General features: G+C 59.1%; 24 protein-coding genes. 18 read left to right on the forward strand and 6 right to left on the reverse strand.

Annotation, left to right across the window (positions count from 1 at the left end; genetic code table 11):
* The first annotated feature begins 75 nt into the window (after positions 1–75).
* A complete protein-coding gene (locus ACW9HX_RS04260; protein WP_457379615.1) occupies positions 76–837 on the forward strand; it encodes a TenA family transcriptional regulator in 762 nt (253 codons plus the stop codon).
* 64 nt (positions 838–901) lie between these two features.
* Here ACW9HX_RS04260 and ACW9HX_RS04265 read toward each other — a convergent pair whose 3' ends face one another.
* The 5 genes from ACW9HX_RS04265 to ACW9HX_RS04285 all read right to left on the reverse strand — a co-directional run bounded on the left by ACW9HX_RS04265 (position 902) and on the right by ACW9HX_RS04285 (position 5,768).
* Complete coding sequence (locus tag ACW9HX_RS04265; protein ID WP_457379616.1) at positions 902–1,828, reverse strand: GGDEF domain-containing protein; 927 nt, start codon at positions 1,826–1,828, stop codon at positions 902–904.
* 362 nt (positions 1,829–2,190) lie between these two features.
* A complete protein-coding gene (locus ACW9HX_RS04270; protein ID WP_129972542.1) occupies positions 2,191–2,931 on the reverse strand; it encodes a YciK family oxidoreductase in 741 nt (246 codons plus the stop codon).
* Between the two features lie 70 nt (positions 2,932–3,001).
* Positions 3,002–3,673 (reverse strand): N-acetylmuramic acid 6-phosphate phosphatase MupP, encoded by a 672-nt coding sequence (gene mupP, locus ACW9HX_RS04275; protein WP_457379617.1) that lies wholly within the window; start codon positions 3,671–3,673, stop codon positions 3,002–3,004.
* Between the two features lie 4 nt (positions 3,674–3,677).
* The gene (ubiG, locus tag ACW9HX_RS04280) at positions 3,678–4,376 is read right to left on the reverse strand and encodes a bifunctional 2-polyprenyl-6-hydroxyphenol methylase/3-demethylubiquinol 3-O-methyltransferase UbiG (protein ID WP_007950906.1); all 699 of its coding nucleotides are present in this window, start codon (positions 4,374–4,376) and stop codon (positions 3,678–3,680) included.
* Positions 4,377–4,433: 57 nt separating this feature from the next.
* Positions 4,434–5,768: a TRZ/ATZ family hydrolase gene (locus ACW9HX_RS04285; protein WP_457379618.1), complete on the reverse strand. Its 1,335-nt coding sequence runs from the start codon at positions 5,766–5,768 to the stop codon at positions 4,434–4,436.
* Positions 5,769–5,876: 108 nt separating this feature from the next.
* Here ACW9HX_RS04285 and mtnA point away from each other — a divergent pair, with 108 nt between their 5' ends.
* The 8 genes from mtnA to rpsA all read left to right on the forward strand — a co-directional run bounded on the left by mtnA (position 5,877) and on the right by rpsA (position 18,258).
* A complete protein-coding gene (gene mtnA / locus ACW9HX_RS04290; RefSeq protein ID WP_457379619.1) occupies positions 5,877–6,953 on the forward strand; it encodes an S-methyl-5-thioribose-1-phosphate isomerase in 1,077 nt (358 codons plus the stop codon).
* A 424-nt stretch (positions 6,954–7,377) separates the two neighbouring features.
* The gene (gene gyrA, locus ACW9HX_RS04295) at positions 7,378–10,161 is read left to right on the forward strand and encodes a DNA gyrase subunit A (protein WP_457379620.1); all 2,784 of its coding nucleotides are present in this window, start codon (positions 7,378–7,380) and stop codon (positions 10,159–10,161) included.
* A 64-nt stretch (positions 10,162–10,225) separates the two neighbouring features.
* A complete protein-coding gene (serC, locus tag ACW9HX_RS04300; protein WP_457379621.1) occupies positions 10,226–11,311 on the forward strand; it encodes a 3-phosphoserine/phosphohydroxythreonine transaminase in 1,086 nt (361 codons plus the stop codon).
* Complete coding sequence (pheA, locus tag ACW9HX_RS04305; protein WP_457379622.1) at positions 11,311–12,405, forward strand: prephenate dehydratase; 1,095 nt, start codon at positions 11,311–11,313, stop codon at positions 12,403–12,405. Before serC ends, pheA begins: the two co-directional genes overlap by 1 nt.
* 13 nt (positions 12,406–12,418) lie before the next feature.
* Positions 12,419–13,531, forward strand: coding sequence for a histidinol-phosphate transaminase (gene hisC / locus ACW9HX_RS04310; RefSeq protein WP_457379623.1), 1,113 nt, complete (start codon positions 12,419–12,421; stop codon positions 13,529–13,531).
* 28 nt (positions 13,532–13,559) lie between these two features.
* On the forward strand, positions 13,560–15,767 hold the full coding sequence (locus tag ACW9HX_RS04315; RefSeq protein ID WP_457379704.1) for a bifunctional prephenate dehydrogenase/3-phosphoshikimate 1-carboxyvinyltransferase: 2,208 nt from the start codon (positions 13,560–13,562) through the stop codon (positions 15,765–15,767).
* Positions 15,764–16,453: a (d)CMP kinase gene (gene cmk, locus ACW9HX_RS04320; protein WP_159811537.1), complete on the forward strand. Its 690-nt coding sequence runs from the start codon at positions 15,764–15,766 to the stop codon at positions 16,451–16,453. The genes ACW9HX_RS04315 and cmk overlap by 4 nt, the downstream gene beginning before the upstream one ends.
* Before the next feature lie 119 nt (positions 16,454–16,572).
* Positions 16,573–18,258, forward strand: coding sequence for a 30S ribosomal protein S1 (gene rpsA, locus ACW9HX_RS04325; RefSeq protein WP_007950918.1), 1,686 nt, complete (start codon positions 16,573–16,575; stop codon positions 18,256–18,258).
* Positions 18,259–18,473: 215 nt separating this feature from the next.
* Here rpsA and ACW9HX_RS04330 read toward each other — a convergent pair whose 3' ends face one another.
* Complete coding sequence (locus tag ACW9HX_RS04330; RefSeq protein ID WP_457379624.1) at positions 18,474–18,881, reverse strand: GtrA family protein; 408 nt, start codon at positions 18,879–18,881, stop codon at positions 18,474–18,476.
* 321 nt (positions 18,882–19,202) lie between these two features.
* Here ACW9HX_RS04330 and ACW9HX_RS04335 point away from each other — a divergent pair, with 321 nt between their 5' ends.
* The 9 genes from ACW9HX_RS04335 to ACW9HX_RS04375 all read left to right on the forward strand — a co-directional run bounded on the left by ACW9HX_RS04335 (position 19,203) and on the right by ACW9HX_RS04375 (position 26,224).
* The gene (locus tag ACW9HX_RS04335; RefSeq protein WP_457379625.1) at positions 19,203–19,481 is read left to right on the forward strand and encodes a hypothetical protein; all 279 of its coding nucleotides are present in this window, start codon (positions 19,203–19,205) and stop codon (positions 19,479–19,481) included.
* Between the two features lie 149 nt (positions 19,482–19,630).
* Positions 19,631–19,924 carry an integration host factor subunit beta gene (gene ihfB, locus ACW9HX_RS04340; RefSeq protein ID WP_119429682.1) on the forward strand — a complete coding sequence of 98 codons (294 nt, stop codon included), beginning with the start codon at positions 19,631–19,633 and terminating at the stop codon, positions 19,922–19,924.
* Between the two features lie 27 nt (positions 19,925–19,951).
* A complete protein-coding gene (locus tag ACW9HX_RS04345; RefSeq protein ID WP_457379626.1) occupies positions 19,952–20,191 on the forward strand; it encodes a LapA family protein in 240 nt (79 codons plus the stop codon).
* 226 nt (positions 20,192–20,417) lie between these two features.
* A complete protein-coding gene (gene rfbB / locus ACW9HX_RS04350; protein ID WP_457379705.1) occupies positions 20,418–21,494 on the forward strand; it encodes a dTDP-glucose 4,6-dehydratase in 1,077 nt (358 codons plus the stop codon).
* Complete coding sequence (rfbD, locus tag ACW9HX_RS04355; RefSeq protein WP_457379627.1) at positions 21,491–22,384, forward strand: dTDP-4-dehydrorhamnose reductase; 894 nt, start codon at positions 21,491–21,493, stop codon at positions 22,382–22,384. The genes rfbB and rfbD overlap by 4 nt, the downstream gene beginning before the upstream one ends.
* On the forward strand, positions 22,381–23,271 hold the full coding sequence (rfbA, locus tag ACW9HX_RS04360) for a glucose-1-phosphate thymidylyltransferase RfbA (RefSeq protein WP_457379628.1): 891 nt from the start codon (positions 22,381–22,383) through the stop codon (positions 23,269–23,271). Before rfbD ends, rfbA begins: the two co-directional genes overlap by 4 nt.
* A 60-nt stretch (positions 23,272–23,331) precedes the next feature.
* Positions 23,332–24,255: a glycosyltransferase gene (locus ACW9HX_RS04365; RefSeq protein WP_457379706.1), complete on the forward strand. Its 924-nt coding sequence runs from the start codon at positions 23,332–23,334 to the stop codon at positions 24,253–24,255.
* A complete protein-coding gene (locus ACW9HX_RS04370) occupies positions 24,252–25,214 on the forward strand; it encodes a UDP-glucose 4-epimerase family protein (RefSeq protein ID WP_457379629.1) in 963 nt (320 codons plus the stop codon). The genes ACW9HX_RS04365 and ACW9HX_RS04370 overlap by 4 nt, the downstream gene beginning before the upstream one ends.
* Positions 25,211–26,224, forward strand: coding sequence for an MraY family glycosyltransferase (locus tag ACW9HX_RS04375; RefSeq protein ID WP_457379630.1), 1,014 nt, complete (start codon positions 25,211–25,213; stop codon positions 26,222–26,224). The genes ACW9HX_RS04370 and ACW9HX_RS04375 overlap by 4 nt, the downstream gene beginning before the upstream one ends.
* Positions 26,225–26,231: the final 7 nt, after the last annotated feature.

The raw sequence follows: 26,231 nt of genomic DNA on the forward strand, positions 1-26,231 counted from the left end.
TCTTGCCGATCCTTACAATCACAAATCAAAAGGAGCCGAACAGTGATCGACACATTCAACCGAACCGGACCACTCATGGAAGCTGCAAGTTATCCTGCCTGGGCACAACAGTTGATCCAGGATTGCAGCGAGAGCAAACGCCGGGTTGTCGAACATGAACTTTATCTGCGCATGCGTGATAACAAGCTCAGCGCCAAAACCATGCGCCAGTACCTGATCGGGGGCTGGCCCGTCGTTGAGCAATTCGCGTTGTACATGGCGCAGAACCTGACCAAGACCAAATTCGCCCGTCATCCGGGCGAGGACATGGCGCGGCGCTGGTTGATGCGCAACATTCGCGTCGAACTCAACCATGCCGATTACTGGGTGCACTGGAGTCGGGCCCACGGCGTGAGTCTGGAAGACCTGCAGGCCCAGCAAGTGCCGCCGGAGTTGCACGCCCTGAGTCACTGGTGCTGGCACACCAGTTCAGCAGATTCGCTGATCGTCGCCATTGCCGCCACCAACTATGCGATCGAAGGCGCGACCGGGGAGTGGTCGGCGCTGGTGTGTTCGACAGGTGTGTACGCCGCCGCATTCCCCGAGGAAGATCGCAAGCGGGCGATGAAGTGGCTGAAGATGCACGCCCAGTACGACGATGCCCACCCTTGGGAAGCACTGGAAATCATCTGCACCCTGGCCGGGATGAACCCGAGCAAGGCCTTGCAGACAGAGCTGCGCCAGGCTGTGTGCAAGAGCTACGACTACATGTACCTGTTCCTTGAGCGTTGCATGCAGCTGGAGTTGACGGAGCGGGTGCTGGTCGGTCGCGAGCGACGGGCGCTGGTGGAGAGCTAGTTTCTGCGGCATCCATAAACAACGGGAGCCAGTGTGCTCCCGTTTTTTATTTGCCAGAGAAAGTTCAGCCGGCCATTGTCACGCGATTGCGGCCCTCGCGCTTGGCCACATACAACGCGCTGTCGGCGCGACGCAGCAGGCTGTCGGCGGACTCGCCCGGCAGCAGGGTCGAGCAGCCGAGGCTCACGGTCAGTTCGATCAACTGGCCATCGGCGTAATAGTCCTGGGCCTGCGCTGCATACCGCAGGCGTTCGCCGACCATCGCGGCGGCTTCGCGGCTGGTGTTGGACAGCAGGATCAGAAACTCTTCCCCGCCATAGCGGAACACCATGTCGACATTGCGCAACTGATCCTTGATCGATGCTGCAACCGCTCTGAGCACCTCATCGCCGGCACCGTGGCCATGACTGTCATTGACCTGTTTGAAGTGGTCGATGTCCAGCATCAGCAAGGACAGCGGTTGCAGGTGTCGACGTGACATCTCGATTTCCCGCTGCAGGGTCTGCTCCATGGCGATGCGGTTGCCGGCGCCGGTCAATGGATCACGCAGCGCGGTTTGCGTGGCGACACGATAGAGCAACGCATTGCGCATCGGGTACAGCAGGGACGACAGGAGCGATTCCAGATTGCCCAGTTCCTGCTCACTGAAGCGCTGATTGCGGCGAAATACCAGTTCGCCCATGTGCTCGCCATCGTGGCTGAGGCTGTAGCTGGCGGAGTGATGACCGCGGGCGCCGAATTCCAGGCGCAAGTCACTGCCGCTGTGCACATAGCTCAAGGCATCGAGCGGCACCAGGCGCTGAACTTCGCGGAAGAACAGACCGAGGATGCGTTGGGGCTCAAGGCTGGTTTGCAGTTGCAGGCTCATTTGCTGGCGCAATTGCGCCAGGCTGACAGGTCGCTCCAGAAGTGGAGGCAGCTGACCAAAGCCCAGGCGTTGCAATTTGGCACTGTCGAAGTCAATTGCAGTGGTCTGGGAGGGTGATTTCATATGGCGTGAGCCCCTAAGCAGTAAGTCTGTCTTACAGGCTGGGTGAGAGCGGCTATGGGCTGCGCGTCATACTGATCCATCAGTCCCGTAGGACATTTGGCGTAAGTTTAGTCTGCCCGATGACGATTAGTCAGCTATCGAATCAGGCCTTGCCCGACTGCCTTCACTCGGCGTGCTTTGAGGGAATGTAGAGCGAAAGTCGTGCCATACAGTTCATGTTTTATTAAAACCGTTGTGAATCAATGGCTTGGATTTTTTGTGTGAAAAGAAGTGGTGGTTATTTGACTGAGACAGGCCTGCGCAAAGCGGCAAATGCATGCCGCGACGGGAAACCGCCACGGCAACAAATGCGACGTATGGCACTACTGAGCGTTGAACGCCTGGCCATTGATGCCCGTGCTGTCCGGGCCCATCAGGTACAGATAGACCGGCATGATCTCTTCTGGCGTCGGGTTGTTCAGCGGGTTTTCGCCAGGGTAAGCCTGAGCGCGCATGCTGGTGCGGGTGGCGCCCGGGTTGATGCTGTTGGAGCGCACCGGCGCGACGTTTTCGACTTCGTCGGCCAGGGTTTGCATCAGCCCTTCAGTGGCGAACTTGGACACGCCATAAGCGCCCCAGTAAGCACGACCCTTGCGCCCGACGCTGCTGGAGGTGAACACCACCGAGGCATCCTGTGACAGCTTGAGCAGTGGCAGCAGGGTGCTGGTCAGCATGAACATCGCGTTGACGTTGACCTGCATGACACGCATGAAGTTTTCACCGGACAACTGCTCGATCGGCGTGCGCGGGCCAATGATCGAGGCGTTGTGCAGCAGGCCGTCAAGGTGGCCGAACTCGGTCTCGATCATCGCCGCCAGCTCATCGTATTGATGGGGCAGGGCGGTTTCGAGGTTGAACGGGATCACTGCAGGCTGCGGATGTCCGGCCGCTTCGATCTCGTCGTAGACCTGGGTGAGGTTGGCCTCGGTCTTGCCCAGCAGCAATACGGTCGCACCGTGGGCGGCGTAGGTCCTGGCGGCAGCCGCACCGATGCCGCGACCTGCACCGGTGACCAGAATGACCCGATCCTTGAGCAATTCGGGGCGAGCGGAGTAATCAAACATACAAAACCTCTAATCCATTAACTTCTGATCGTTGCCACGCCCTGCGTGAGAATGCAGCGATGGACACCACTCAGCAACTGCACAGAGCGTTGTCGAGCACCTTGCGCAACTCCAGTGGATGATCCACCACCACGTCAGCGCCCCAGTGTCGCGGGTTATCATCCGGGTGAATGTAGCCATAGGTCACGGCGGCGGTCCTGGTGCCCGCGTCACGGCCGGATTCGATATCGCGCAGATCATCGCCGATAAACAGAACGCTCGACGGATCCAGATCAAGCATCTTGCAGGCAAGGGTCAGCATCTCGGGATCCGGTTTGCTGTTCTTCACGTGATCCGGGCAGATCAGCAGGGCCGAGCGCTCGGCCAGCCCCAGTTGCTGCATGATCGGTTCGGCAAAACGCAGCGGCTTGTTGGTGACCACGCCCCAGACCAGATTGGCTTTCTCGATGTCGGCCAGCAATTCGCCCATGCCGTCGAACAGCTTGCTGTGCACGGCGCAGCCGACGAGGTAGCGCTCAAGGAACTCCAGGCGCAATTCCTCGAAGCCCGGAGATTCCGGATCCATCGAAAACGTCACCGCGACCATCGCACGGGCACCGCCGGAGATCTCGTCGCGGATGTGCTTGTCGTTCATCGGCGGCAAACCGCGATCCGCGCGCATCGCCTGGCAAATGGCGATGAAGTCCGGCGCGGTATCGAGCAGAGTGCCGTCCATGTCGAAAAGGACTGCTCTGATTGCCATCGGCTTATTCCTCGCGCAGGGTCTGGATCATGTAGTTGACGTCAACGTCCGCCGCCAGCTTGTAGTGCTTGGTCAGCGGATTGTAGGTCAGGCCGATGATGTCCTTGACGGTCAGGCCGGCCATTCGGCTCCAGGCGCCAAGCTCGGACGGGCGGATGAATTTCTTGAAGTCGTGGGTGCCGCGCGGCAGCAGCTTCATGATGTATTCGGCGCCGACGATGGCGAACAGGTACGCCTTCGGGTTGCGGTTGATGGTGGAGAAGAACACCTGGCCGCCGGGTTTGACCATGCGGAAGCAGGCGCGGATTACCGAGGATGGATCCGGTACGTGCTCGAGCATTTCCAGACAGGTGACCACGTCGAACTGCTCCGGCATTTCTTCGGCCAGGGCTTCGGCAGTGATCTGGCGGTACTCGACGTTCACGCCGGACTCCAGCTGATGCAGTTGTGCGACCGCCAGCGGCGCTTCGCCCATGTCGATGCCGGTCACGGTCGCGCCGCGCTGGGCCATGGCTTCGCTGAGAATGCCGCCGCCGCAACCGACGTCGAGGACCTTCTTGCCGGCCAGGTTGACGCGCTCGTCAATCCAGTTGACCCGCAGCGGGTTGATGTCGTGCAGCGGTTTGAACTCGCTTTCGCGGTCCCACCAGCGATGGGCCAGTGCTTCGAATTTGGCGATTTCGGCGTGGTCGACGTTGCTCATGATTCAATCCTCTAAAACTTGAAAAAGGCTGTAGCCCCGAAGTTTGCCCCGGGGTGTTTACGATTCGGTGTGGCCGTTGATGCGTCGGCCCCAGGCCCGGGCGGTTTCGCCGAGCTGCTGTTCGTCCAGGCGCGTCAGGCGCCGGTCGTCGAGCAATTGCTTGCCGGCGACCCACAGGTGTTTCACACAGTCCCGGCCGGTGGCGTATATGAGTTGCGAGACCGGGTCATAGACCGGTTGCTGGGCCAGGCCGGACAGGTCGAACGCGACAATGTCTGCGGCCTTGCCGAGTTCCAGGGAGCCAGTCTCGGCTTCGATCCCCAAGGCCCGCGCGCCGTTCAGCGTAGCCATGCGCAGCGCCCGATGGGCGTCCAGCGCGGTGGCCGAGCCGGCGACAGCCTTGGCCAGCAGCGCTGCGGTGCGGGTTTCGCCCAGCAGGTCCAGATCATTGTTGCTCGCGGCGCCATCGGTGCCGACCGCCACGTTGACCCCGGCCTGCCACAGGCGCTCTACCGGGCAGAAGCCGCTGGCCAGTTTCAGGTTCGACTCCGGGCAATGGATCACGCTGGTGTTGCTTTCTACCAGCAACGTCAGGTCGTCATCGCTGATCTGGGTCATGTGCACGGCCTGGAAGCGCGGCCCCAGCAGACCCAGTCGACCGAGGCGGGCCAGTGGCCGCTCGCCGCGCTGTTCGACGGCCTGTTGCACTTCGAAGGCGGTCTCGTGGACGTGCATGTGGATCGAGGCGTCCAGCTCCTCGGCGATCACGCGGATTTTTTCCAGGTTCTCATCGCCGACGGTGTAGGGTGCATGGGGGCCGAAGGTAATCTTGATGCGGTCGTGATGCTTCAGGTCGCCGAACAGTTCGACGCCCTGACGAATGGCTTCATCGGCGCTGGCGGCGCCGGGAATCGGGAAATCGAGGATCGGAATGGCGATCTGCGCACGGATTCCGCTGTTGTGTACGCGTTCACTGGCAACCTTCGGGAAGAAATACATGTCCGAGAAACAGGTGATGCCACCTTTTATCTGCTCGGCAATGGCCAGGTCAGTGCCGTCACGCACGAAATCTTCATCGACCCATTTGCCTTCGGCGGGCCAGATGTGGTTTTCCAGCCAGGTCATCAGCGGCAGATCGTCAGCGAGGCCGCGGAACAGGGTCATGGCCGCATGACCATGAGCGTTGATCAGGCCGGGGCTGAGCAAAACGTCCGGTAATTCGAGGACTTCGGCGGCGTTACACTTCAAGGCTTCGTCGCACGGGCCGATGAACACGATGCGACCGTCGCGGATGCCCAGGCCATGCTCCTTGAGCACCACGCCTGCGGGTTCGACGGGTACCAGCCAGGTCGGCAGCAATAATAAGTCGAGCGCAATGGCAGGTTTCGGCATCGAGGGTCGGTTCCAGTGCTTTTGTAAAGGATGGCGAAGTATACCCGAGCGTCTTCGCGGGGGGATCGCTATAATCGGCGGCTTTTGTTCATGAGTGCGGGGTGAGGGATGCGCGATCGACTGTTGGCTGCGGAGAAAGTGAAGGCCATCGATTGGCGCGATGGCGCGCTCCACCTGCTGGATCAGCGCGTTTTGCCGTTCGAGGAAAACTGGATCGCGTACTCCAGCGCCGCCGGCGTGGCCGAAGCGATTCGCTCGATGGTGGTGCGCGGTGCGCCGGCCATCGGCATCAGTGCCGCGTATGGCATCGTGCTGGCAGCGCGTGCCCGGATTGCCGAGGGTGGCGACTGGTATGCCGCGCTGGAAGAGGATTTCATGCTGCTGGCCGATTCCCGTCCGACGGCGGTCAATCTGTTCTGGGCGTTGAACCGCATGCACGACCGACTGGATCGCCTGAAGGAAAATGCCGATCCGCTGGCGGCGCTCGAAGCTGAAGCCATCGCCATTCATGAGAGCGATCGCGAAGCCAACCTGACCATGGCCCAGCTCGGCGTCGACCTGATTCGCAAGCATCAGGGCAATGCCCAGGCGATTCTCACCCACTGCAACACTGGCGCTCTGGCTACCGGCGGTTTCGGTACGGCGCTCGGGGTGATTCGCGCCGCGTTCATCGAGGGCATGGTCGAGCGCGTCTACGCCGACGAAACCCGGCCGTGGCTGCAGGGTTCGCGCCTGACTGCGTGGGAGCTGGCCAACGAAGGTATTCCGGTGACCCTGAACGCCGATTCCGCCGCCGCGCACATCATGAAAACCAAAGGTGTGACCTGGGTGATCGTCGGTGCTGACCGGATCACCGCCAACGGCGACGTGGCGAACAAGATCGGCACCTATCAACTGGCGGTCAACGCCATGCACCATGGCGTGCGCTTCATGGTGGTGGCGCCGAGTTCGACCATCGACATGAATCTGGCCAGCGGTGATGACATTCCTATCGAGGAGCGCGACGGCGCCGAACTGCTGGAAGTGGGCGGCAAGCGCGTCGGGGCGGATGTCGAGGCGTTCAACCCGGTATTCGACGTGACGCCGGCGGACCTGATCGATGCGATCGTCACCGAGAAGGGCATCGTCGAGCGTCCGGACACCGCGAAAATGGCCCAGCTGATGTGCCGAAAGCGCCTGCATTGATTGGCTCTGGCGTCTGTTCGGACGCCATCGCTGGCAAGCCAGCTCCCACGGATTTTGTGCTCGCCGCCGATCCTGTGGGAGCTGGCTTGCCAGCGATGAGGCTCTGAAAGTCAATAAACATCCGCAATTTCATCTCGAAATTTGCATTCACAGAAGCTCTGAGCCTCTCTCGTCCCCTTTAAGCCTGTCATCGGTCATCTAACTATGCTCCATGCGCATCTGGGGGATAGGTGCGTGGCGGCTCTTGTGATAACATCCGGCGTTTTCCGAGGCAGCCCCGCGGGGTTGTCTTCACTGCGCAAATCCAGGGTCAACTTGTTGATTTGTCGTAAGTCGGCGCATGGCACTCAGCCTGCATCGACGAGCTTCGTGCGTCCCCTATGGATATGGCGAAGTTTCACCAGAAAAAGGAATCAGGCTTCTCATGGGCGAACTGGCCAAAGAAATCCTCCCGGTCAATATCGAAGACGAGCTGAAACAGTCCTATCTCGATTACGCGATGAGCGTGATCGTCGGCCGTGCACTGCCGGATGCGCGCGATGGCTTGAAGCCCGTGCACCGTCGCGTGCTGTTCGCGATGAGCGAGCTGGGCAACGACTTCAACAAGCCGTACAAGAAATCTGCCCGTGTCGTCGGTGACGTGATCGGTAAGTATCACCCGCACGGTGATACCGCGGTGTACGACACCATCGTCCGTATGGCGCAGCCGTTCTCGCTGCGTTATCTGCTGGTGGACGGTCAGGGCAACTTCGGCTCGGTGGACGGCGACAACGCCGCGGCCATGCGATACACCGAAGTGCGCATGACCAAGCTGGCGCACGAGCTGCTGGCCGACCTGCACAAGGAAACCGTGGACTGGGTGCCGAACTACGACGGCACCGAACTGATCCCGGCGGTCATGCCGACCCGCGTTCCGAACCTGCTGGTCAACGGTTCCAGCGGTATCGCCGTGGGCATGGCGACCAACATTCCGCCGCACAACCTCGGTGAAGTCATCGACGGTTGCCTGGCCCTCATCGACAATCCCGAGCTGACCGTCGATGAGCTGATGCAATACATTCCCGGCCCGGACTTCCCGACCGCCGCGATCATCAACGGCCGCGCCGGCATCATCGAAGCCTACCGCACCGGCCGTGGCCGCATTTACATGCGTGCCCGTTCGATCATCGAAGACATCGACAAGGTCGGTGGCCGTCAGCAGATCGTCATCACCGAACTGCCTTACCAGCTGAACAAGGCGCGTCTGATCGAGAAGATCGCCGAGCTGGTAAAAGAGAAAAAACTCGAAGGCATCACCGAGCTGCGCGACGAGTCCGACAAGGACGGTATGCGCGTCGTGATCGAACTGCGTCGCGGCGAAGTGCCTGAGGTGATTCTCAACAACCTCTACGCCCAGACCCAGTTGCAATCGGTATTCGGCATCAACATCGTTGCGCTGATCGATGGCCGTCCGCGGATTCTGAATCTCAAGGATCTGCTGGAAGCCTTCGTCCGTCACCGTCGCGAAGTGGTTACCCGCCGTACTGTGTTCGAGCTGCGCAAGGCTCGCGAGCGCGGCCATATCCTCGAAGGTCAGGCCGTTGCCCTGTCGAACATCGACCCGGTTATCGCCCTGATCAAGGCTTCGCCGACGCCGTCGGAAGCCAAGGAAGCGCTGGTCAGCACGCCGTGGGAGTCCTCGGCGGTGGTTGCGATGGTCGAGCGTGCCGGTGCCGATTCGTGCCGTCCGGAAAACCTCGATCCGCAATACGGTCTGCGTGAAGGCAAGTACTTCCTGTCGCCGGAACAGGCGCAAGCCATTCTGGAACTGCGTCTGCACCGCCTGACCGGTCTGGAGCACGAAAAGCTGCTGGCCGAGTATCAAGAGATCCTCAACCAGATCGGCGAGCTGATCCGTATCCTCAACAGCGCCGTGCGCCTGATGGAAGTGATCCGCGAAGAGCTGGAGGTGATCCGTGCCGAATACGGCGATGTGCGCCGCACCGAGATTCTCGATGCACGTCTCGACCTGACTCTGGGCGACATGATCCCGGAAGAAGAGCGCGTCGTGACCATCTCCCACGGCGGTTATGCCAAGACCCAGCCACTGGCTGCGTACCAGGCTCAGCGTCGTGGCGGTAAAGGCAAATCGGCTACCGGCGTGAAGGATGAGGACTACATCGCTCACCTGCTGGTTGCCAACAGCCACACCACGCTGCTGCTGTTCTCCAGCAAGGGCAAGGTGTATTGGCTCAAGACTTACGAGATTCCGGAGGCGTCCCGCGCCGCCCGTGGTCGTCCGCTGGTCAACCTGCTGCCGCTGGATGACGGCGAATACATCACCACCATGCTGCCGGTCGATCTCGAAGCCATGAAGCGTCAGGCTGATGAAGAGGAAGCCGAAGGCGCCGAGGCTGATGTAGAAGAAATCGAAAACAGCAACGAGACCGAAGAAGAGCGCCGCGCGCGCATCAAGGCTGCCGACCGCAAGAAGGCTCCGTTCATCTTCATGTCGACCGCCAACGGTACCGTCAAGAAGACTCCGCTGGTGGCCTTCAGCCGTCAGCGCAGCGTCGGTCTGATCGCGCTGGAGCTGGACGAAGGCGACATCCTGATCTCCGCTGCCATCACCGATGGCGAGCAGGAAATCATGCTGTTCTCCGACGGCGGCAAGGTGACTCGCTTCAAGGAATCCGAAGTCCGTGCCATGGGTCGTACCGCTCGCGGTGTGCGTGGCATGCGTCTGCCAGAAGGGCAGAAGCTGATTTCCATGCTGATCCCGGAAGAGGGCAGCCAGATCCTGACGGCTTCCGAGCGTGGCTACGGCAAGCGCACGGCAATCACCGAGTTCCCTGAATACAAGCGTGGCGGTCAGGGCGTTATCGCCATGGTCAGCAACGAACGTAACGGCCGTCTGGTCGGTGCGGTTCAGGTGCAGGATGGCGAAGAGATCATGCTGATTTCCGACCAGGGCACGCTGGTGCGTACCCGTGTCGACGAAGTCTCCAGTCTGGGTCGTAACACCCAGGGCGTGACCCTGATCAAGCTGGCCAAGGATGAAACCCTGGTCGGTCTGGAGCGGGTCCAGGAGCCGTCGGAAGTCGAGGGTGAAGAGTTTGAAGGTGAAGAAGGTGTCGAACTGGAAGAAGGCGTGATCGGCGCCGAACCGGACGATGCGGTCGACAACCTGCAGGCGGACGCCGCAGACGAAGAAGAGTCGCAAGACTAACCAAATCGTAGCAGGGCAGAGTGTTTGCTCTGTCCGCTACCGTGATTGCATAGCGAGAGTGGATGTGAGCAAACGAGCCTTTAACTTCTGCGCAGGTCCCGCTGCGCTGCCTGAAGCTGTCCTGTTGCGTGCCCAGTCCGAGATGCTCGACTGGCACGGCAAGGGTCTGTCGGTCATGGAAATGAGCCATCGTAGTGATGACTACGTGGCCATCGCCGAGAAAGCCGAACAGGATCTGCGCGACCTGCTGTCCATCCCCTCCAACTACAAAGTGCTGTTCCTGCAGGGTGGCGCAAGCCAGCAGTTCGCCGAGATTCCTCTGAACCTGCTGCCCGAGAACGGTATTGCCGACTATGTCGAGACCGGTATCTGGTCGAAAAAAGCCATCGAGGAAGCGCGTCGCTTCGGCAATATCAATGTTGCCGCCAGTGCCAAGCCTTATGACTATCTGGCCATTCCTGGTCAGAACGAGTGGAAGCTGACCCCGGGTGCGGCCTATCTGCACTATGCGTCCAACGAAACAATCGGCGGCCTGCAGTTCGACTGGGTTCCCGAAGCCGGTGACGTTCCGCTGGTGGTCGACATGTCCTCCGATATCCTCTCGCGTCCGATCGATGTGTCGCAGTACGGGCTGATCTACGCCGGCGCGCAGAAGAACATCGGTCCGAGCGGTCTGGTGGTGGTGATCGTCCGTGAAGACCTGCTGGGCCGCGCCCGCAGTTCGTGCCCGACCATGCTCGACTACAAGATCTCGGCCGACAACGGTTCGATGTACAACACCCCCGCCACTTATTCCTGGTACCTCTCGGGCCTGGTCTTCGAGTGGTTGAAGGAGCAGGGCGGCGTCGCCGCGATGGAGCAGCGCAACAAGGCGAAGAAAGATCGCCTGTACGGCTTCATCGACAACAGCGATTTCTACACCAACCCGATCAGCGTCAACGCCCGCTCGTGGATGAACGTGCCGTTCCGTCTGGCTGACGAGCGTCTGGACAAGGCGTTCCTGGCCGGCGCTGATGCGCGCGGCCTGCTCAACCTCAAGGGCCATCGTTCGGTCGGCGGCATGCGTGCTTCGATCTACAACGCCCTGGGCCTGGACGCGGTCGAAGCTCTGGTCGCCTACATGGCGGAATTCGAGAAGGAGCATTCCTGATGTCCGAGCAGGAACTCAAGGCGCTGCGCGTTCGCATCGACAGCCTCGATGAAAAGATCCTTCAGCTGATCAGCGATCGCGCTCGATGCGCCGAAGAGGTTGCCCGCGTCAAGATGTCCAGTCTGGCCGAAGGCGAGCAGCCCGTGTTCTATCGTCCGGAGCGCGAGGCGCAGGTCCTCAAGCGCGTGATGGAGCGCAACAAGGGGCCGCTGGGCAACGAAGAGATGGCGCGGCTGTTCCGCGAAATCATGTCCTCGTGCCTCGCCCTTGAGAACCCGCTGAAAGTGGCTTACCTCGGTCCGGAAGGCACCTTCACGCAAGCAGCGGCCATGAAGCACTTCGGTCACGCGGTGATCAGCAAACCGATGGCGGCGATCGACGAAGTGTTCCGTGAAGTGGCGGCCGGTGCGGTGAATTTTGGCGTCGTACCGGTGGAAAACTCCACCGAGGGTGCGGTCAACCACACCCTCGACAGCTTCCTCGAGCACGACATGGTGATCTGTGGCGAAGTCGAGCTGCGGATTCACCACCATCTGCTGGTCGGTGAAAACACCAAGACCGACAGCATCAGCCGTATCTATTCCCATGCCCAGTCGCTGGCCCAGTGCCGCAAGTGGCTGGACGCCCATTATCCGAATGTCGAGCGTGTGGCAGTTTCCAGCAACGCCGAAGCGGCCAAGCGGGTCAAGGGTGAGTGGAATTCGGCAGCGATCGCCGGTGACATGGCGGCCGGGTTGTACGGCCTGACCCGTCTGGCCGAGAAGATCGAGGATCGTCCGGACAACTCCACGCGCTTCCTGATGATCGGTAACCAGGAAGTGCCGCCGACCGGCGATGACAAAACGTCGATCATCGTGTCCATGAGCAACAAGCCTGGCGCGCTCCATGAGCTGCTGGTGCCGTTCCATGACAACGGCATCGACCTGACCCGGATCGAAACCCGTCCGTCGCGCAGCGGTAAATGGACCTACGTGTTTTTCATTGACTTCGTCGGCCATCACCGTGATCCGCTGATCAAAGGTGTACTGGAAAAGATCAGTCAGGAAGCAGTAGCACTCAAGGTGCTGGGTTCCTACCCGAAAGCAGTTCTCTAAGGGGCGGTAGCAAATGAGTGGTAACTTCCTCGCTCTGGCACAGCCGGGCGTGCAACAACTTTCGCCATACGTTCCGGGCAAGCCCGTGGACGAACTGGCTCGCGAACTGGATCTGGATCCGGCGAGCATCGTCAAACTGGCGAGCAACGAAAACCCGCTGGGCGCCAGCCCGAAAGCGCTGGCCGCGATTCGCGAAGCGCTGGATGAGCTGACCCGCTATCCCGACGGTAACGGTTTTGCGCTGAAGTCCCTGCTGGCCGAGCAGTGCCGCGTCGAACTGAATCAGGTGACCCTGGGCAACGGCTCCAACGACATTCTGGAACTGGTGGCGCGCGCTTACCTGGCACCGGGCCTGAATGCGGTGTTCAGCGAGCACGCGTTCGCGGTCTATCCGATCGCGACCCAGGCAGTCGGCGCTCAGGCCAAGGTCGTTCCGGCCAAGGATTGGGGGCATGACCTGCCGGCGATGTTGGCGGCCATCGACGCCAACACCCGCGTCGTGTTCATCGCCAACCCGAACAACCCGACCGGCACCTGGTTCAGCGCTGAAGCGCTGGATGAGTTCCTGCAGGACGTGCCGGAGCATGTGCTGGTAGTGCTGGACGAGGCTTACATCGAATACGCCGAAGGCAGCGATCTGCCGGATGGCCTGGATTTCCTCGCGGCTTATCCGAACCTGTTGGTCTCGCGCACCTTCTCCAAGGCCTACGGTCTGGCGGCGCTGCGCGTTGGCTACGGCTTGTCCACACCCGTGGTGGCAGACGTGCTGAATCGCGTACGTCAGCCATTCAACGTCAACAGCCTGGCCTTGGCCGCGGCGTGTGCGGCGCTGAAGGACGAGGAATATCTGGCTCAGAGCCGTCAGCTCAACGAGTCCGGCATGCAGCAGCTGGAAGCGGGTTTGCGCGAGCTGGGCCTGAGCTGGATTCCGTCCAGGGGCAACTTTATCTGCGTCGACCTCGCTCAAGTGGCGGCTCCGGTGTTCCAGGGCTTGTTGCGCGAAGGCGTGATCGTGCGTCCGGTGGCCAACTACGGCATGCCGAATCATCTGCGGGTGACCATCGGTCTGCCGGCAGAAAACAGTCGCTTCCTCGAAGCGCTGCGCAAGGTTCTGGCTCGTGGGTGATGTCACTGCGCTGCAATCTGCTGCACCTATGATCGGGCGCCTGGTGGTGGTCGGTCTGGGGTTGATCGGTGGTTCGTTTGCCAAGGGCTTGCGTGAAAGCGGTCTGTGCCGCGAAGTGGTCGGGGTCGATCTCGACCCGCAATCGCGCAAACTGGCGGTCGAGTTGGGCGTGGTGGATCGCTGCGAAGAGGACCTGGTGGCCGCTTGCCAGGGCGCGGACGTGATTCAGTTGGCGGTGCCGATCCTGGCCATGGAAAAAGTGCTGGCCCGTTTGGCTGGCATGGATCTGGGGCAGGCGATCCTGACGGATGTCGGTAGCGCCAAGGGCAATGTGGTGCGCGCGGCGACTGAAGCATTCGGCGGCATGCCGGCACGTTTCGTGCCGGGCCATCCGATTGCCGGTTCCGAGCAGAGTGGGGTGGAAGCCTCCAACTCAGAGCTGTTTCGTCGTCATAAAGTGATTCTGACCCCGCTGGAGCAGACCGATCCGGCTGCGCTGGCAGTGGTTGATCGCTTGTGGCGCGAGCTGGGTGCGGACGTCGAGCACATGCAGGTCGAGCGTCACGATGAAGTGCTGGCGGCGACCAGTCATCTGCCGCACCTGCTGGCCTTCGGTCTGGTCGATTCACTGGCCAAACGCAATGAAAACCTTGAGATCTTCCGTTACGCTGCGGGCGGTTTCCGCGATTTCACAAGAATCGCCGGAAGCGACCCGGTCATGTGGCATGACATCTTTCTCGCCAACCGCGAGGCTGTCCTGCGCACACTCGATACATTTCGCAGCGACCTCGACGCCTTGCGCGACGCGGTCGATGCAGGGGATGGGCACCAATTGTTGGGCGTCTTCACTCGCGCCCGGGTTGCCCGCGAGCATTTCAGTAAAATCCTGGCCCGCAGGGCCTATGTGGACGCTATGAATTCCAACGATCTGATTTTCCTGGCTCAACCTGGTGGCCGCCTGTCCGGTCGGATTCGCGTACCGGGTGACAAATCGATTTCCCACCGTTCGATCATGCTCGGTTCCCTGGCTGAAGGCGTCACCGAAGTCGAAGGCTTCCTCGAGGGCGAAGACGCTCTGGCGACCTTGCAGGCGTTCCGCGACATGGGCGTGGTCATCGAAGGCCCGCATCACGGCCGCGTGACCATCCACGGTGTTGGCCTGCACGGTCTGAAACCTGCGCCGGGCCCGATCTATCTGGGCAACTCCGGTACTTCGATGCGCCTGCTGTCCGGCCTGCTGGCCGCGCAGGACTTCGACAGTACCCTGACCGGTGATGCGTCGCTGTCCAAGCGCCCGATGAATCGCGTGGCCAACCCGCTACGGGAAATGGGCGCCGTGATCGAAACCGCTGCCGAAGGTCGTCCGCCGATGACCATTCGGGGCGGCCATAAGCTCAAAGGTCTGACCTACACCATGCCGATGGCCAGTGCTCAGGTGAAATCCTGCCTGCTGCTGGCGGGTCTGTACGCCGAAGGCAAGACCACCGTGACCGAGCCGGCCCCGACCCGCGACCATACCGAGCGCATGCTGCGCGGCTTCGGCTATCCGGTGAGCGTTGACGGCGCTACTGCGTCCGTCGAGTCCGGCGGCAAGCTGACCGCGACCCACATCGAAGTGCCGGGCGATATCTCGTCGTCGGCGTTCTTCCTGGTGGCGGCGTCGATTGCCGAAGGTTCGGAGCTGGTGCTCGAGCATGTCGGCATCAACCCTACCCGTACCGGTGTGATCGACATCCTGCGCCTGATGGGCGCCGATATCACCCTGGAAAACCAGCGTGAAGTGGGTGGCGAGCCGGTTGCGGACCTGCGCGTGCGAGCAGCTAAACTCAAAGGTATCGAGATTCCGGAAGCGCTGGTTCCACTGGCCATCGACGAATTCCCGGTACTGTTCGTGGCGGCGGCCTGTGCCGAAGGGCGCACCGTGCTGACTGGCGCCGAAGAGTTGCGGGTCAAGGAATCGGACCGTATCCAGGTTATGGCGGACGGTTTGCTGGCGCTGGGCGTCAAGTGCGAGCCGACTCCGGACGGCATCATCATCGACGGCGGCCAGATCGGCGGCGGCGAAGTGCATGGTCATGGCGATCACCGTATCGCGATGGCTTTCAGTGTGGCCTCGCTGCGCGCCACTGCACCGATCCGCATCCATGATTGCGCCAACGTCGCGACATCGTTCCCGAACTTCCTGGCGCTGTGCGCGCAGGTCGGTATTCGTGTGGCGCAAGAGGCTCAGTCGTGAACAACATTGCTCCGGTCATCACCATCGACGGGCCAAGCGGCTCGGGCAAAGGCACCGTAGCCGGGATTCTGGCCAAGCGTCTGGGCTGGAACCTGCTGGATTCCGGTGCGCTGTATCGCCTTTTGGCGTTTGCTGCGCACAACCATGGTGTCGACCTGACCAATGAGGAGCTGCTGAAGAAACTGGCCGCTCATCTGGATGTGCAGTTCATCGCGGCGACCGACGGTCAACTGCAACGCATCATTCTGGAAGGTGACGAAGTCAGCGATGTCATCCGTACTGAAAGCGTCGGTTCCGGCGCTTCTCAGGTGGCTGCATTGCCGGCCGTGCGCGAGGCGCTGCTGCAGCGCCAGCGTGCTTTCCAGGAAGCCCCGGGCCTGGTGGCCGATGGTCGCGACATGGGCACGGTGGTATTTCCGAGCGCGCCCTTGAAGATTTTCCTGACTGCCAGTGCCGAGGAGAGGGCGCGCCGACGATATTTGCAGTTGAAGGGCAAAGTCGAGGGTGTTAGTCTGTCGAGTCTGCTAGATGAGATCCGTGCGCGCGATGAGCGTGATACCCAGCGAGCGGTGGCCCCGCTCAAGCCGGCGGCCGACGCCATACAGCTGGATTCCACGGAGTTGTCCATCGATCAGGTGCTTGAACGCATCATGAGCGAGATCGCCATTCGCGATATCGCCGGGTGACCAAGAAGGCCACAGGGGACCAGTCATAGTCCTGCGGTGCTTCTTTTTAATGAAACTAACCCACATCGTCTGGGATGTGGAGATGGGCGTATTTTTCGCCCTAATCAACAGGAATTAAAATGAGCGAAAGCTTTGCGGAACTCTTTGAAGAAAGCCTAAAGACCCTGAACCTTCAGGCAGGCTCCATCATCACCGGTGTTATCGTTGATATCGATTACCAAGCTCGCTGGGTAACCGTTCACGCTGGCCTGAAGTCCGAAGCACTGATCCCTCTGGAGCAGTTCTACAACGACGCTGGCGAACTGAACATCAACGTCGGTGACGAAGTTCACGTTGCTCTGGACTCGGTTGAAGACGGTTTCGGTGAAACCAAGCTGTCCCGTGAAAAAGCCAAGCGCGCTGAATGCTGGATCGTTCTGGAAGCAGCCTTCGCAGCTGAGGAAGTGGTCAAGGGCGTTATCAACGGTAAGGTTAAAGGCGGCTTCACTGTCGACGTTAACGGCATCCGTGCGTTCCTGCCAGGTTCCCTGGTTGACGTCCGTCCAGTGCGCGACACCACGCACCTGGAAGGCAAAGAGCTGGAATTCAAGGTCATCAAGCTGGACCAGAAGCGCAACAACGTTGTCGTTTCCCGTCGCAGCGTCCTGGAAGCCGAGAACTCCGCCGAGCGTGAAGCTCTGCTGGAATCCCTGCAGGAAGGCCAGCAAGTCAAAGGTATCGTCAAAAACCTCACCGATTACGGCGCATTCGTCGATCTGGGTGGCGTGGACGGCCTGCTGCACATCACCGACATGGCGTGGAAGCGTATCAAGCACCCTTCCGAAATCGTCAATGTTGGCGACGAGATCGACGTGAAGGTTCTGAAGTACGATCGCGAGCGCAATCGTGTTTCCCTGGGCCTGAAGCAACTGGGTGAAGATCCATGGGTTGCTATCAAAGCCCGTTACCCAGAAAGCACTCGCGTTACCGCTCGTGTAACCAACCTGACCGACTACGGCTGCTTCGCTGAGCTGGAAGAAGGCGTTGAAGGTCTGGTACACGTTTCGGAAATGGACTGGACCAACAAGAACATCCACCCTTCGAAAGTCGTACAAGTCGGCGACGAAGTGGAAGTCATGGTTCTGGACATCGACGAAGAGCGTCGTCGCATCTCCCTGGGCATCAAGCAGTGCAAGTCGAACCCATGGGAAGACTTCTCTGGCCAGTTCAACAAGGGCGACAAGATCTCCGGTACCATCAAGTCGATCACCGATTTCGGTATCTTCATTGGTCTGGACGGCGGCATCGACGGTCTGGTTCACCTGTCCGACATCTCCTGGAACGAAGTGGGCGAAGAAGCCGTACGTCGTTTCAAGAAGGGCGACGAGCTGGACACCGTTATCCTGTCGGTTGACCCAGAGCGCGAGCGCATCTCCCTGGGTATCAAGCAACTGGAAAGCGATCCGTTCTCCGAGTACGTCTCGGTTAACGACAAGGGCGCAATCGTTACTGGCACCGTGAAAGAAGTTGACGCCAAAGGCGCCATCATCGTTCTGGCCGACGATATCGAAGCGACTCTGAAAGCCTCCGAAATCAGCCGTGACCGCGTTGAAGACGCGCGCAACGTTCTGAAAGAAGGCCAGCAAGTAGAAGCCAAGATCATCAGCGTTGATCGTAAGAGCCGCGTAATTCAGCTGTCGATCAAATCGAAAGACGATGCTGAAGAGAAAGAAGCCATCCAGAGCCTGAAAGCAGCTCCGGAAGGTGAAGCAGCTGACACCACTATGGCGGCACTGCTGCGTCAAGCAATGGCCAAACAGAACTGAGTTCTGTCTGATCATTAAAAAGGGCGACTTAGGTCGCCCTTTTTTGTGCCTGCGATTTGAGTATTTTTGCGAGGGTGGTAGTGCTTTTTCGGCGTGGAGTGAATGAACTTCCATGAAGTGGGGCGAGTCGGCGGGGCGGTAACGGGGGGGGGGGGGCTTGGGCAGGCTCTGCGTCTCCGAGTAAGGACTGTCCGAAGACGTATTGGTCGGAAAGCTTACTGAGTGCCTTTTGAGTCGGTCGCTGCTTCGGGTAAGGCTTTCTTCTTGAAGATGGCGACTTTACTGATCCAGTAATTGATCACCAGGCAAGCGGCGTCGGCTACAAATTTGGCTAGGGCGGGCGGAGTGATAAATGTCAACGCCATGCCAAACAAGCCTGTGTTGACCGGAATGTTGATGGCTACTAGCGAAAAATAACTGATTGCCTGGGTGTGTCCACTGGTTTGAGTTGACTGAAAAGTGAAGTGTCGATGCAGGAAGAAGCCGAAAACGGCAGAAATAAGCTTGCTGCCAATATTCGCCAAAATGTGCTGGCCGTCGAGCGCATAGGTAAGCAGGAGGAATGCGCTCATATCCAGGGCGTAGGCTAAAAGCTGAACGGCCATGTACTTTGCAAAGGTCAAGTTGCTTTCTTCCTAAAAAATCAGCATGTGGTGGATTTTTGGGGGGCAGGCTTAGGCAGATGGCGGCGTTTGCGCGGATGTCTCAAGCCGGATTTTTCTAGGGAGGCAGTATATCCGAAACTGCATCTTTCCTGAGGTGTCGGATTGACTACCGGGCTTGCGCGGTCAAGTGGCCTGAGCTCGCGTGATAGTTCGGTGAAACAACAGGAAACCAACTGGCGCCATCTACGGTCTGTTGATAGCAGTGAGGTTTCAGAATCCAAGGCTAGGCTGTAATGAGCAGCGAATGGCAGTCGTTCGTTGTGCGGTATAAGGAAATGAATGAACAGACTTATGGTTGTACTGGTGGTTCTAGTGTTGTCAGGATGTGCTACTAGCGCAAAGACACATGCTGTACGAGGTGTCAGTGGTATCGAGGTCGACTGTTCTGGATTGGGTAGTGGATGGGAGAAATGTCACAAGCGGGCGGCGAAGGAGTGCAAGTTGGCAGGGTACAAGGTTGTGGCCAGGTCCGATGAAGTAAAGGATGACGATGAGTTTCCGTTCGGCTTCAATCCTGCGGGTTACTTGACGCGGACTATGCTGGTGATCTGCCGCTAGGTCGTGGTGATCGACGGTTTTACCGGGCTCGAATGTCGCCACTGCCAGTGCATTGGCAGATATGTCAACCCTCGGGCTGTTCAAATTCATTCTGGCGTGCTAAAACCTTCAAAGCGCTGATCTAGCTGCTTGAAAAAGAAGGGAAAAATATGACGAAGTCGGAGTTGATCGAACGAATTGTCACCCATCAAGGGCTACTCTCATCCAAGGATGTGGAGTTGGCCATCAAGACCATGCTTGAGCAAATGTCCCAATGTCTTGCTACTGGTGATCGAATCGAGATCCGTGGCTTTGGCAGCTTTTCGTTGCACTATCGCGCGCCCCGGGTTGGTCGCAACCCGAAGACCGGTCAGTCGGTCAGTCTGGACGGCAAGTTCGTTCCGCACTTCAAACCCGGCAAAGAGCTGCGTGATCGCGTGAATGAAGAGGAGGATGAGATTTGATGTTCATCGCCAGACAAGGAGCCGCTCATGCATAACTTCAAGCGGTTGCTTCTAGGTGTCTTTATCCTGTTGCTGGTATTGCTGATCCTGGCTTTCGTGCTCGAGAATCAGCAAGTTGTTTCGCTGATGTTCCTCGGATGGTCCGGCCCGCAATTGCCGGTCTCTGTGGTCGCGGTTCTGGCGCTTCTGATCGGGATGGCTATCGGGCCGATCATCGGGTGGATACTGGGACGCTCGTCCAGAAGGGCACGCAAGTCTCTTGTCTGAAAGCGACAAGTACGGGGTAATCATCGAATTTGCGTCGCTGCCTGTCCGTATCCATTAGTAAAACATTCATTAAGCTGTAAAATGCAGCCCTTGTTCGAAGGTGGCAATCTCCCACCTCGATTCAGACTGACTCTGACAGATGCCTCATAGTTGAAGGCCTCTGCATTCATGGATTAGACAGCGCTCGGTTGGCAGCCCTGTCAGCAGCTCAAGGGTGTGGTTTCGCGTGAAAATTCTAGTAACCGGCGGTGCCGGGTTTATTGGCTCGGCAGTCATTCGTCATATCATCTCCAATACTACCGATTCTGTCGTTAACGTCGATAAACTGACTTACGCCGGTAATCTGGAGTCTTTGGCCGAAGTCAGCCAGAACCCTCGCTACGCGTTCGAGCGTGTCGACATCTGCGATCGTGAGCAGATGGACCGTGTGTTGCAGCAACACCAACCCGATGCAATCATGCATCTGGCGGCCGAATCCCACGTTGATCGTTCAATTTCCGGCCCGTCCGAATTCATTCAGACCAACATCATCGGCACCTACACACTGTTGGAGGCGGCCCGTCAGTATTGGGCGACGCTTGAGGGCGCGCGCAAGTCAGCCTTCCGTTTCCACCATATTTCGACTGACGAGGTTTATGGTGACCTGGAAGGTCCAGAAGACCTGTTCACCGAAACCACGTCTTACCAGCCCAGCTCGCCATATTCGGCCAGCAAGGCCAGTTCCGATCATCTGGTTCGCGCCTGGGCCCGCACTTATGGCCTGCCAACGCTGGTCACGAACTGCTCGAACAACTACGGTCCATGCCATTTCCCTGAAAAGCTGATCCCGCTGATCATCCTCAACGCTCTGGAAGGCAAGCCGCTGCCGGTTTACGGCAAGGGCAACCAGGTTCGTGACTGGCTTTATGTCGAAGACCACGCCCGTGCGCTTTACAAGGTCGTGACCGAAGGCGTTATTGGCGAGACCTATAACATTGGTGGCCATAACGAAAAGCAGAACATCGAAGTGGTCAATACGCTTTGTGCATTGCTTGACGAGTTGCGGCCCGATTCCGCGCACCGTCCACATGCGAGCCTGATCACCTATGTTCAGGATCGGCCCGGACACGATCAACGTTATGCGATCGATGCGAGCAAGATCCAGCGCGAGCTGGGCTGGTCGCCGGCCGAGACGTTTGAAAGCGGTATCCGCAAAACTGTTGAATGGTATCTGAACAACACCGAATGGGTGGCTCACGTGAAGAGCGGCAGCTACCAGCAGTGGATTGACCAGAACTATACGGATCGTTCGAACAAGACATGAAAATCCTCTTGTTGGGAAAAAACGGTCAGGTCGGCTGGGAGCTGCAGCGCTCCCTTGCGCCGCTCGGGCAATTGATTGCCCTGGATCGCCATCCGGTGGATGGCCTGAGTGGCGATCTGTCGGACCTCGACGGGTTGCGCGCAACGATTCGTCAGGTCCGGCCCGACATCATCGTCAATGCGGCCGCCTATACGGCTGTTGATAAAGCCGAGACGGAAACGGAGCTCGCCGACCGGGTGAACGGTCACGCTACCCAGGTCATGGCCGAGGAAGCGGCCACCTTGGGCGCCTGGCTTGTTCACTACTCGACTGATTACGTCTTCAGCGGTCAAGGCAGTACAGCCTGGACAGAAACGGATGCTGTTGCGCCCGTGAATCACTACGGCGCAAGCAAGCTGGCTGGTGAGCGGGCGATTATCGATTCCGGCTGCAAGCACCTGATCTTCCGTACCAGTTGGGTCTACGGTGCTCGCGGTAACAATTTCGCCAAAACCATGTTGCGCCTGGCCAAGGATCGCGAAACCCTGAGCGTGATTGCCGACCAGATCGGCGCCCCTACCGGGGCTGATCTGATTGCCGACGTAACGGCGCAGGCGCTCAAACAGGTCGTGCAGCGACCTGAACTGGCCGGGCTTTATCATCTGGCGGCACACGGTGAAGTTTCCTGGCATGGCTATGCCAGTCACGTGATTGCGTTTGCAAAGGCCAATGGTGAAGAGCTTGCCGTCACCTCGATCAGCCCGATCGATACGACGGCCTATCCCACGCCTGCCCGGCGACCTCTGAACTCTCGTCTGAATACTCAGAAGCTGCGCGCCAATTTTTCTCTACACTTGCCGGATTGGCAAAGTGGTGTAACCCGAATGCTTATGGAAGTTCTGAACAAATGACCACGACAAATCGTAAAGGCATCATCCTCGCAGGCGGTTCGGGCACTCGCCTGCATCCCTTGACCCTTGGTGTGTCCAAGCAGATGTTGCCGATCTACGACAAACCGATGATCTTTTATCCGTTGTCGGTGTTGATGCTCGCGGGCATGCGCGAAATCCTGATCATCTCCACGCCTGAAGACTTGCCGTGCTTTCGCAAGTTGCTCGGCGATGGCAGCGTTTACGGGATCAAGCTGACTTACGCAGAGCAACCGAGCCCGGATGGTCTGGCGCAAGCGTTCATCATTGGTGAGGAGTTTATAGGCCAGGACCCTTGCTGCCTGATCCTGGGTGACAACATCTTCTATGGTCAGCACTTCTCGGACAATCTTCGTTCGGCCAGCAGCCAGGCGAGCGGCGCCACCGTTTTCGGCTACCACGTGTCCGATCCCGAGCGTTTTGGTGTCGTCGAGTTCGATGCCACCGGGCGCGCGCTCAGCATTGAAGAGAAACCGGCCAAGCCAAAATCCAGCTATGCCGTGACCGGCCTGTATTTCTATGACAATCAGGTCGTCGAGATCGCCAAGAACATCAAGCCGTCCGAGCGCGGTGAACTCGAGATCACGGACGTCAACCGTGCCTACCTCGAGAAAAACACCCTGAATGTCGAAATGCTTGGCCGTGGTTTTGCCTGGCTGGACACGGGCACTCACGACTCGTTGCTGGAGGCCAGCCATTTCGTGCACACGATAGAGCAGCGTCAGGGCTTGAAAGTCGCGTGTCTTGAAGAGATCGCCTACAACAACGGCTGGATCAGCGATGCACAGCTCGCTGAGCAGGCCGAGCGCCTGAAGAAGACTGGCTACGGTCAGTATCTGCAGAAGCTGCTTGATTCCGGCTCTCGCTGATTGCCGAGCACAAGTCTTAACAGCCCCGGCGCTCACATTGTGCAAGCAGGAACGGCAGCCATGCCCGCAGGATCTCCACGAGTCGCAGTTCTACTGGCTGCCTACAACGGAATGCAATGGATCGAGGAGCAATTGCGCTCGATCCTCGACCAACAGTTTGTCGATGTTACGGTCTTCATCAGTGTCGACACGTCGACTGACGGGACCGAAGCCTGGTGTGCGGCTTACGCTGCCGCGCACCCCGGCGTCGTGGTTCTCCCCCCGGCGGGCGCTTTTGGTGGCGCCTCGCGCAATTTTTTCCGGTTGATACGCGATGTTGATGTCGAAGACTTCGAATTCATCGCGTTTTCAGATCAGGACGACGTCTGGCACCCCGATAAACTGCAGCGTGCAGTGCATCGGCTAAAGGAGCAGGGGTGCGATGCCTATTCCAGCAATGTCAGTGCGTTCTGGAGTGATGGCCGGACTCAACTGCTGGACAAGGCGCAGCCGCAAGTTGCCTGGGACTTTCTGTTTGAAGCCGCAGGCCCGGGTTGCACCTATGTGATGAGTCGCGCACTGATTCAGCCGCTCAAGGCGACAATGCTCGAAAACTGGGCGCCTCTGCAGTCTGTCAGTCTGCACGACTGGTTCTGTTATGCATTTGCCCGCAGTCACGGTTTTCGCTGGTTCATCGATTCGGTGCCCTCCATGGACTACCGTCAGCATGAGCGTAACCAAGTGGGCGCCAATACCGGCCTGAGTCCGCTGATTGCGCGTTACAAGACGATTCATGACGGTTGGTGGTTCAATCAGGTGCAGTTGATTGCACGTCTTGTCGGTCAGGATCGGGACGACTTTGTCAGTTCCTGGTTGGCGCTGGGGCGCCGGCAATTGATGAAGTTGTCATTTTCCGCCCGGCAGTGCCGACGCAGGACCCGTGACAAGGTCTTCTTCTTTTTTATCTGTTGGGTCACTGCACTGATGGGAAACCGAAAGCGATGAATACCCCGAAAGTATTGGTGACGGGGGCGGGCGGATTCGTCGGTGAAGCATTGGTTTTCAGGCTCTTGCTGGACAAACGGTTCACTCCGGTGGCCACGGCGCGTAGCAGCACCCGACTCAGTGGGTTGTGCAGTGTGCAGCCGCTGGATCTCGCTGCCCCTCAGACATTTCCCGCCCTGGGCGGGGTGCAAGTCGTGGTTCATGCGGCTGCCCGTGTACATGTGATGAACGAAACAGCCGTCGATGCCTTGTCGGCATTTCGCGAAGTCAATGTGCAAGGCACGCTTCGACTGGCGCGCCATGCGGCCGATTCGGGAGTCAAGCGCTTCATCTTCATCAGCTCGATCAAGGTGAGTGGTGAAAACACCGAACGGGACAAGCCATTCACGGCCGACGATCCGGCAAATCCGACAGATCCCTATGGCATATCCAAGTTTGAGGCGGAAGAGGCTTTGAAGGCGCTTGCGCATGAAACCGGAATGGAGGTGGTCATCATCCGCCCACCGCTGGTTTACGGGCCGGGTGTCAAAGCAAACTTTCTGAGCATGCTGAACTGGCTCGACAGAGGCATTCCGTTGCCACTCGGCGCCATCGATAACCGGCGAAGTCTTGTCAGTATCGGCAACCTGGTGGACCTGATCGTGACCTGTCTGACGCATCCGGCGGCGGCCAACCAGACATTCCTGGTCAGTGATGGTGAAGATCTTTCCATCAGCGACTTGTTACGGCGACTCGCCGTAGCACTCGGGAAAAAGGCTCTCCTGATTCCAGTGCCCCAATGGGTGCTGAATACTGGAGCATCGTTGTTGGGAAGACAGGCTGTCGCCCAGCGAGTCTGTGGATCATTGCAGGTCGACATCAGAAAAAACCGGGAATTGCTTGGATGGGTGCCACCCATTCCGGTTGAAAAATCCTTTCGCCAGACTGCAGCCCATTATCAGGACTCGCAAACGAAATGAATTATTGGTGGTTGCTTCTTGCTGTGTTCGTTGTTTCCTGTGGATTGACGTGGGTACTGCGTCGTTACGCCCTGGCCAAAAGCCTGATGGACATACCGAACGAGCGCAGTTCCCACTCGACCCCGACGCCTCGCGGTGGTGGTGTAGCGATTGTCCTGGCCTTCTGCGCGGCAGTGCCCGTTCTTGCGGGGTTGGGGCTGTTGAGTCCGGCGGATCTTTATGGCTTGTTGGGTTCCGGTCTGATGATTGCGATCATCGGGTTCGCCGACGATCACGGGCACATCGCCGCGAGATGGCGCCTGCTAGGGCATTTCATCGCCGCCGGTTGGGCTCTGTTTTTCCTGAGTGGGCTGGCCCCGGTTTCCTTCTTCGGGCTGGTGATCGACCTGGGGTGGCTGGGCAGCGCGCTGGCGCTGATCTATCTGGTGTGGATGCTCAACCTCTACAACTTCATGGATGGTATCGATGGTCTGGCCAGTGCCGAGGCGGTATGTGTCTGCCTGGGAGCGGCGCTGGTTTATTGGCAAACGGCCCACCTTGAGCTGATCTGGGCTCCCGTTGTCCTGGCGAGCGCGGTCGCAGGCTTTCTGTGCTGGAACTTTCCACCGGCGAAGATTTTCATGGGTGATGCCGGCAGTGGTTTTCTCGGCATCATTCTTGGCGTTCTGGCCCTCAAGGCGGGTTGGGCGAACCCCGAACTGCTGTGGAGCTGGATGATCCTGCTCGGTGTGTTCATGGTTGATGCCACCTTCACGTTGGTGCGGCGGCTGTTGCAGCGGCAGAAGGTCTATCAGGCGCATCGCAGTCATGCGTATCAGCATGCTGCGCAGAGTTTTGCCAGTCACAAGAAGGTCACCCTCGCCGTGGTGGCGATAAATGTGGCCTGGTTGTTGCCTGTTTCAATGTTGGTAGCGGGAGGTGCCTTGTCTGGACTTCTCGGTGTGGTGCTGGCCTATCTGCCGCTGGTAGGGCTGGCGGTGTACTTTAACGCTGGCGCAGTGACGCGGTAACCGGCCT

It is taken from the genome of Pseudomonas sp. SDO52101_S400, from assembly GCF_054071635.1.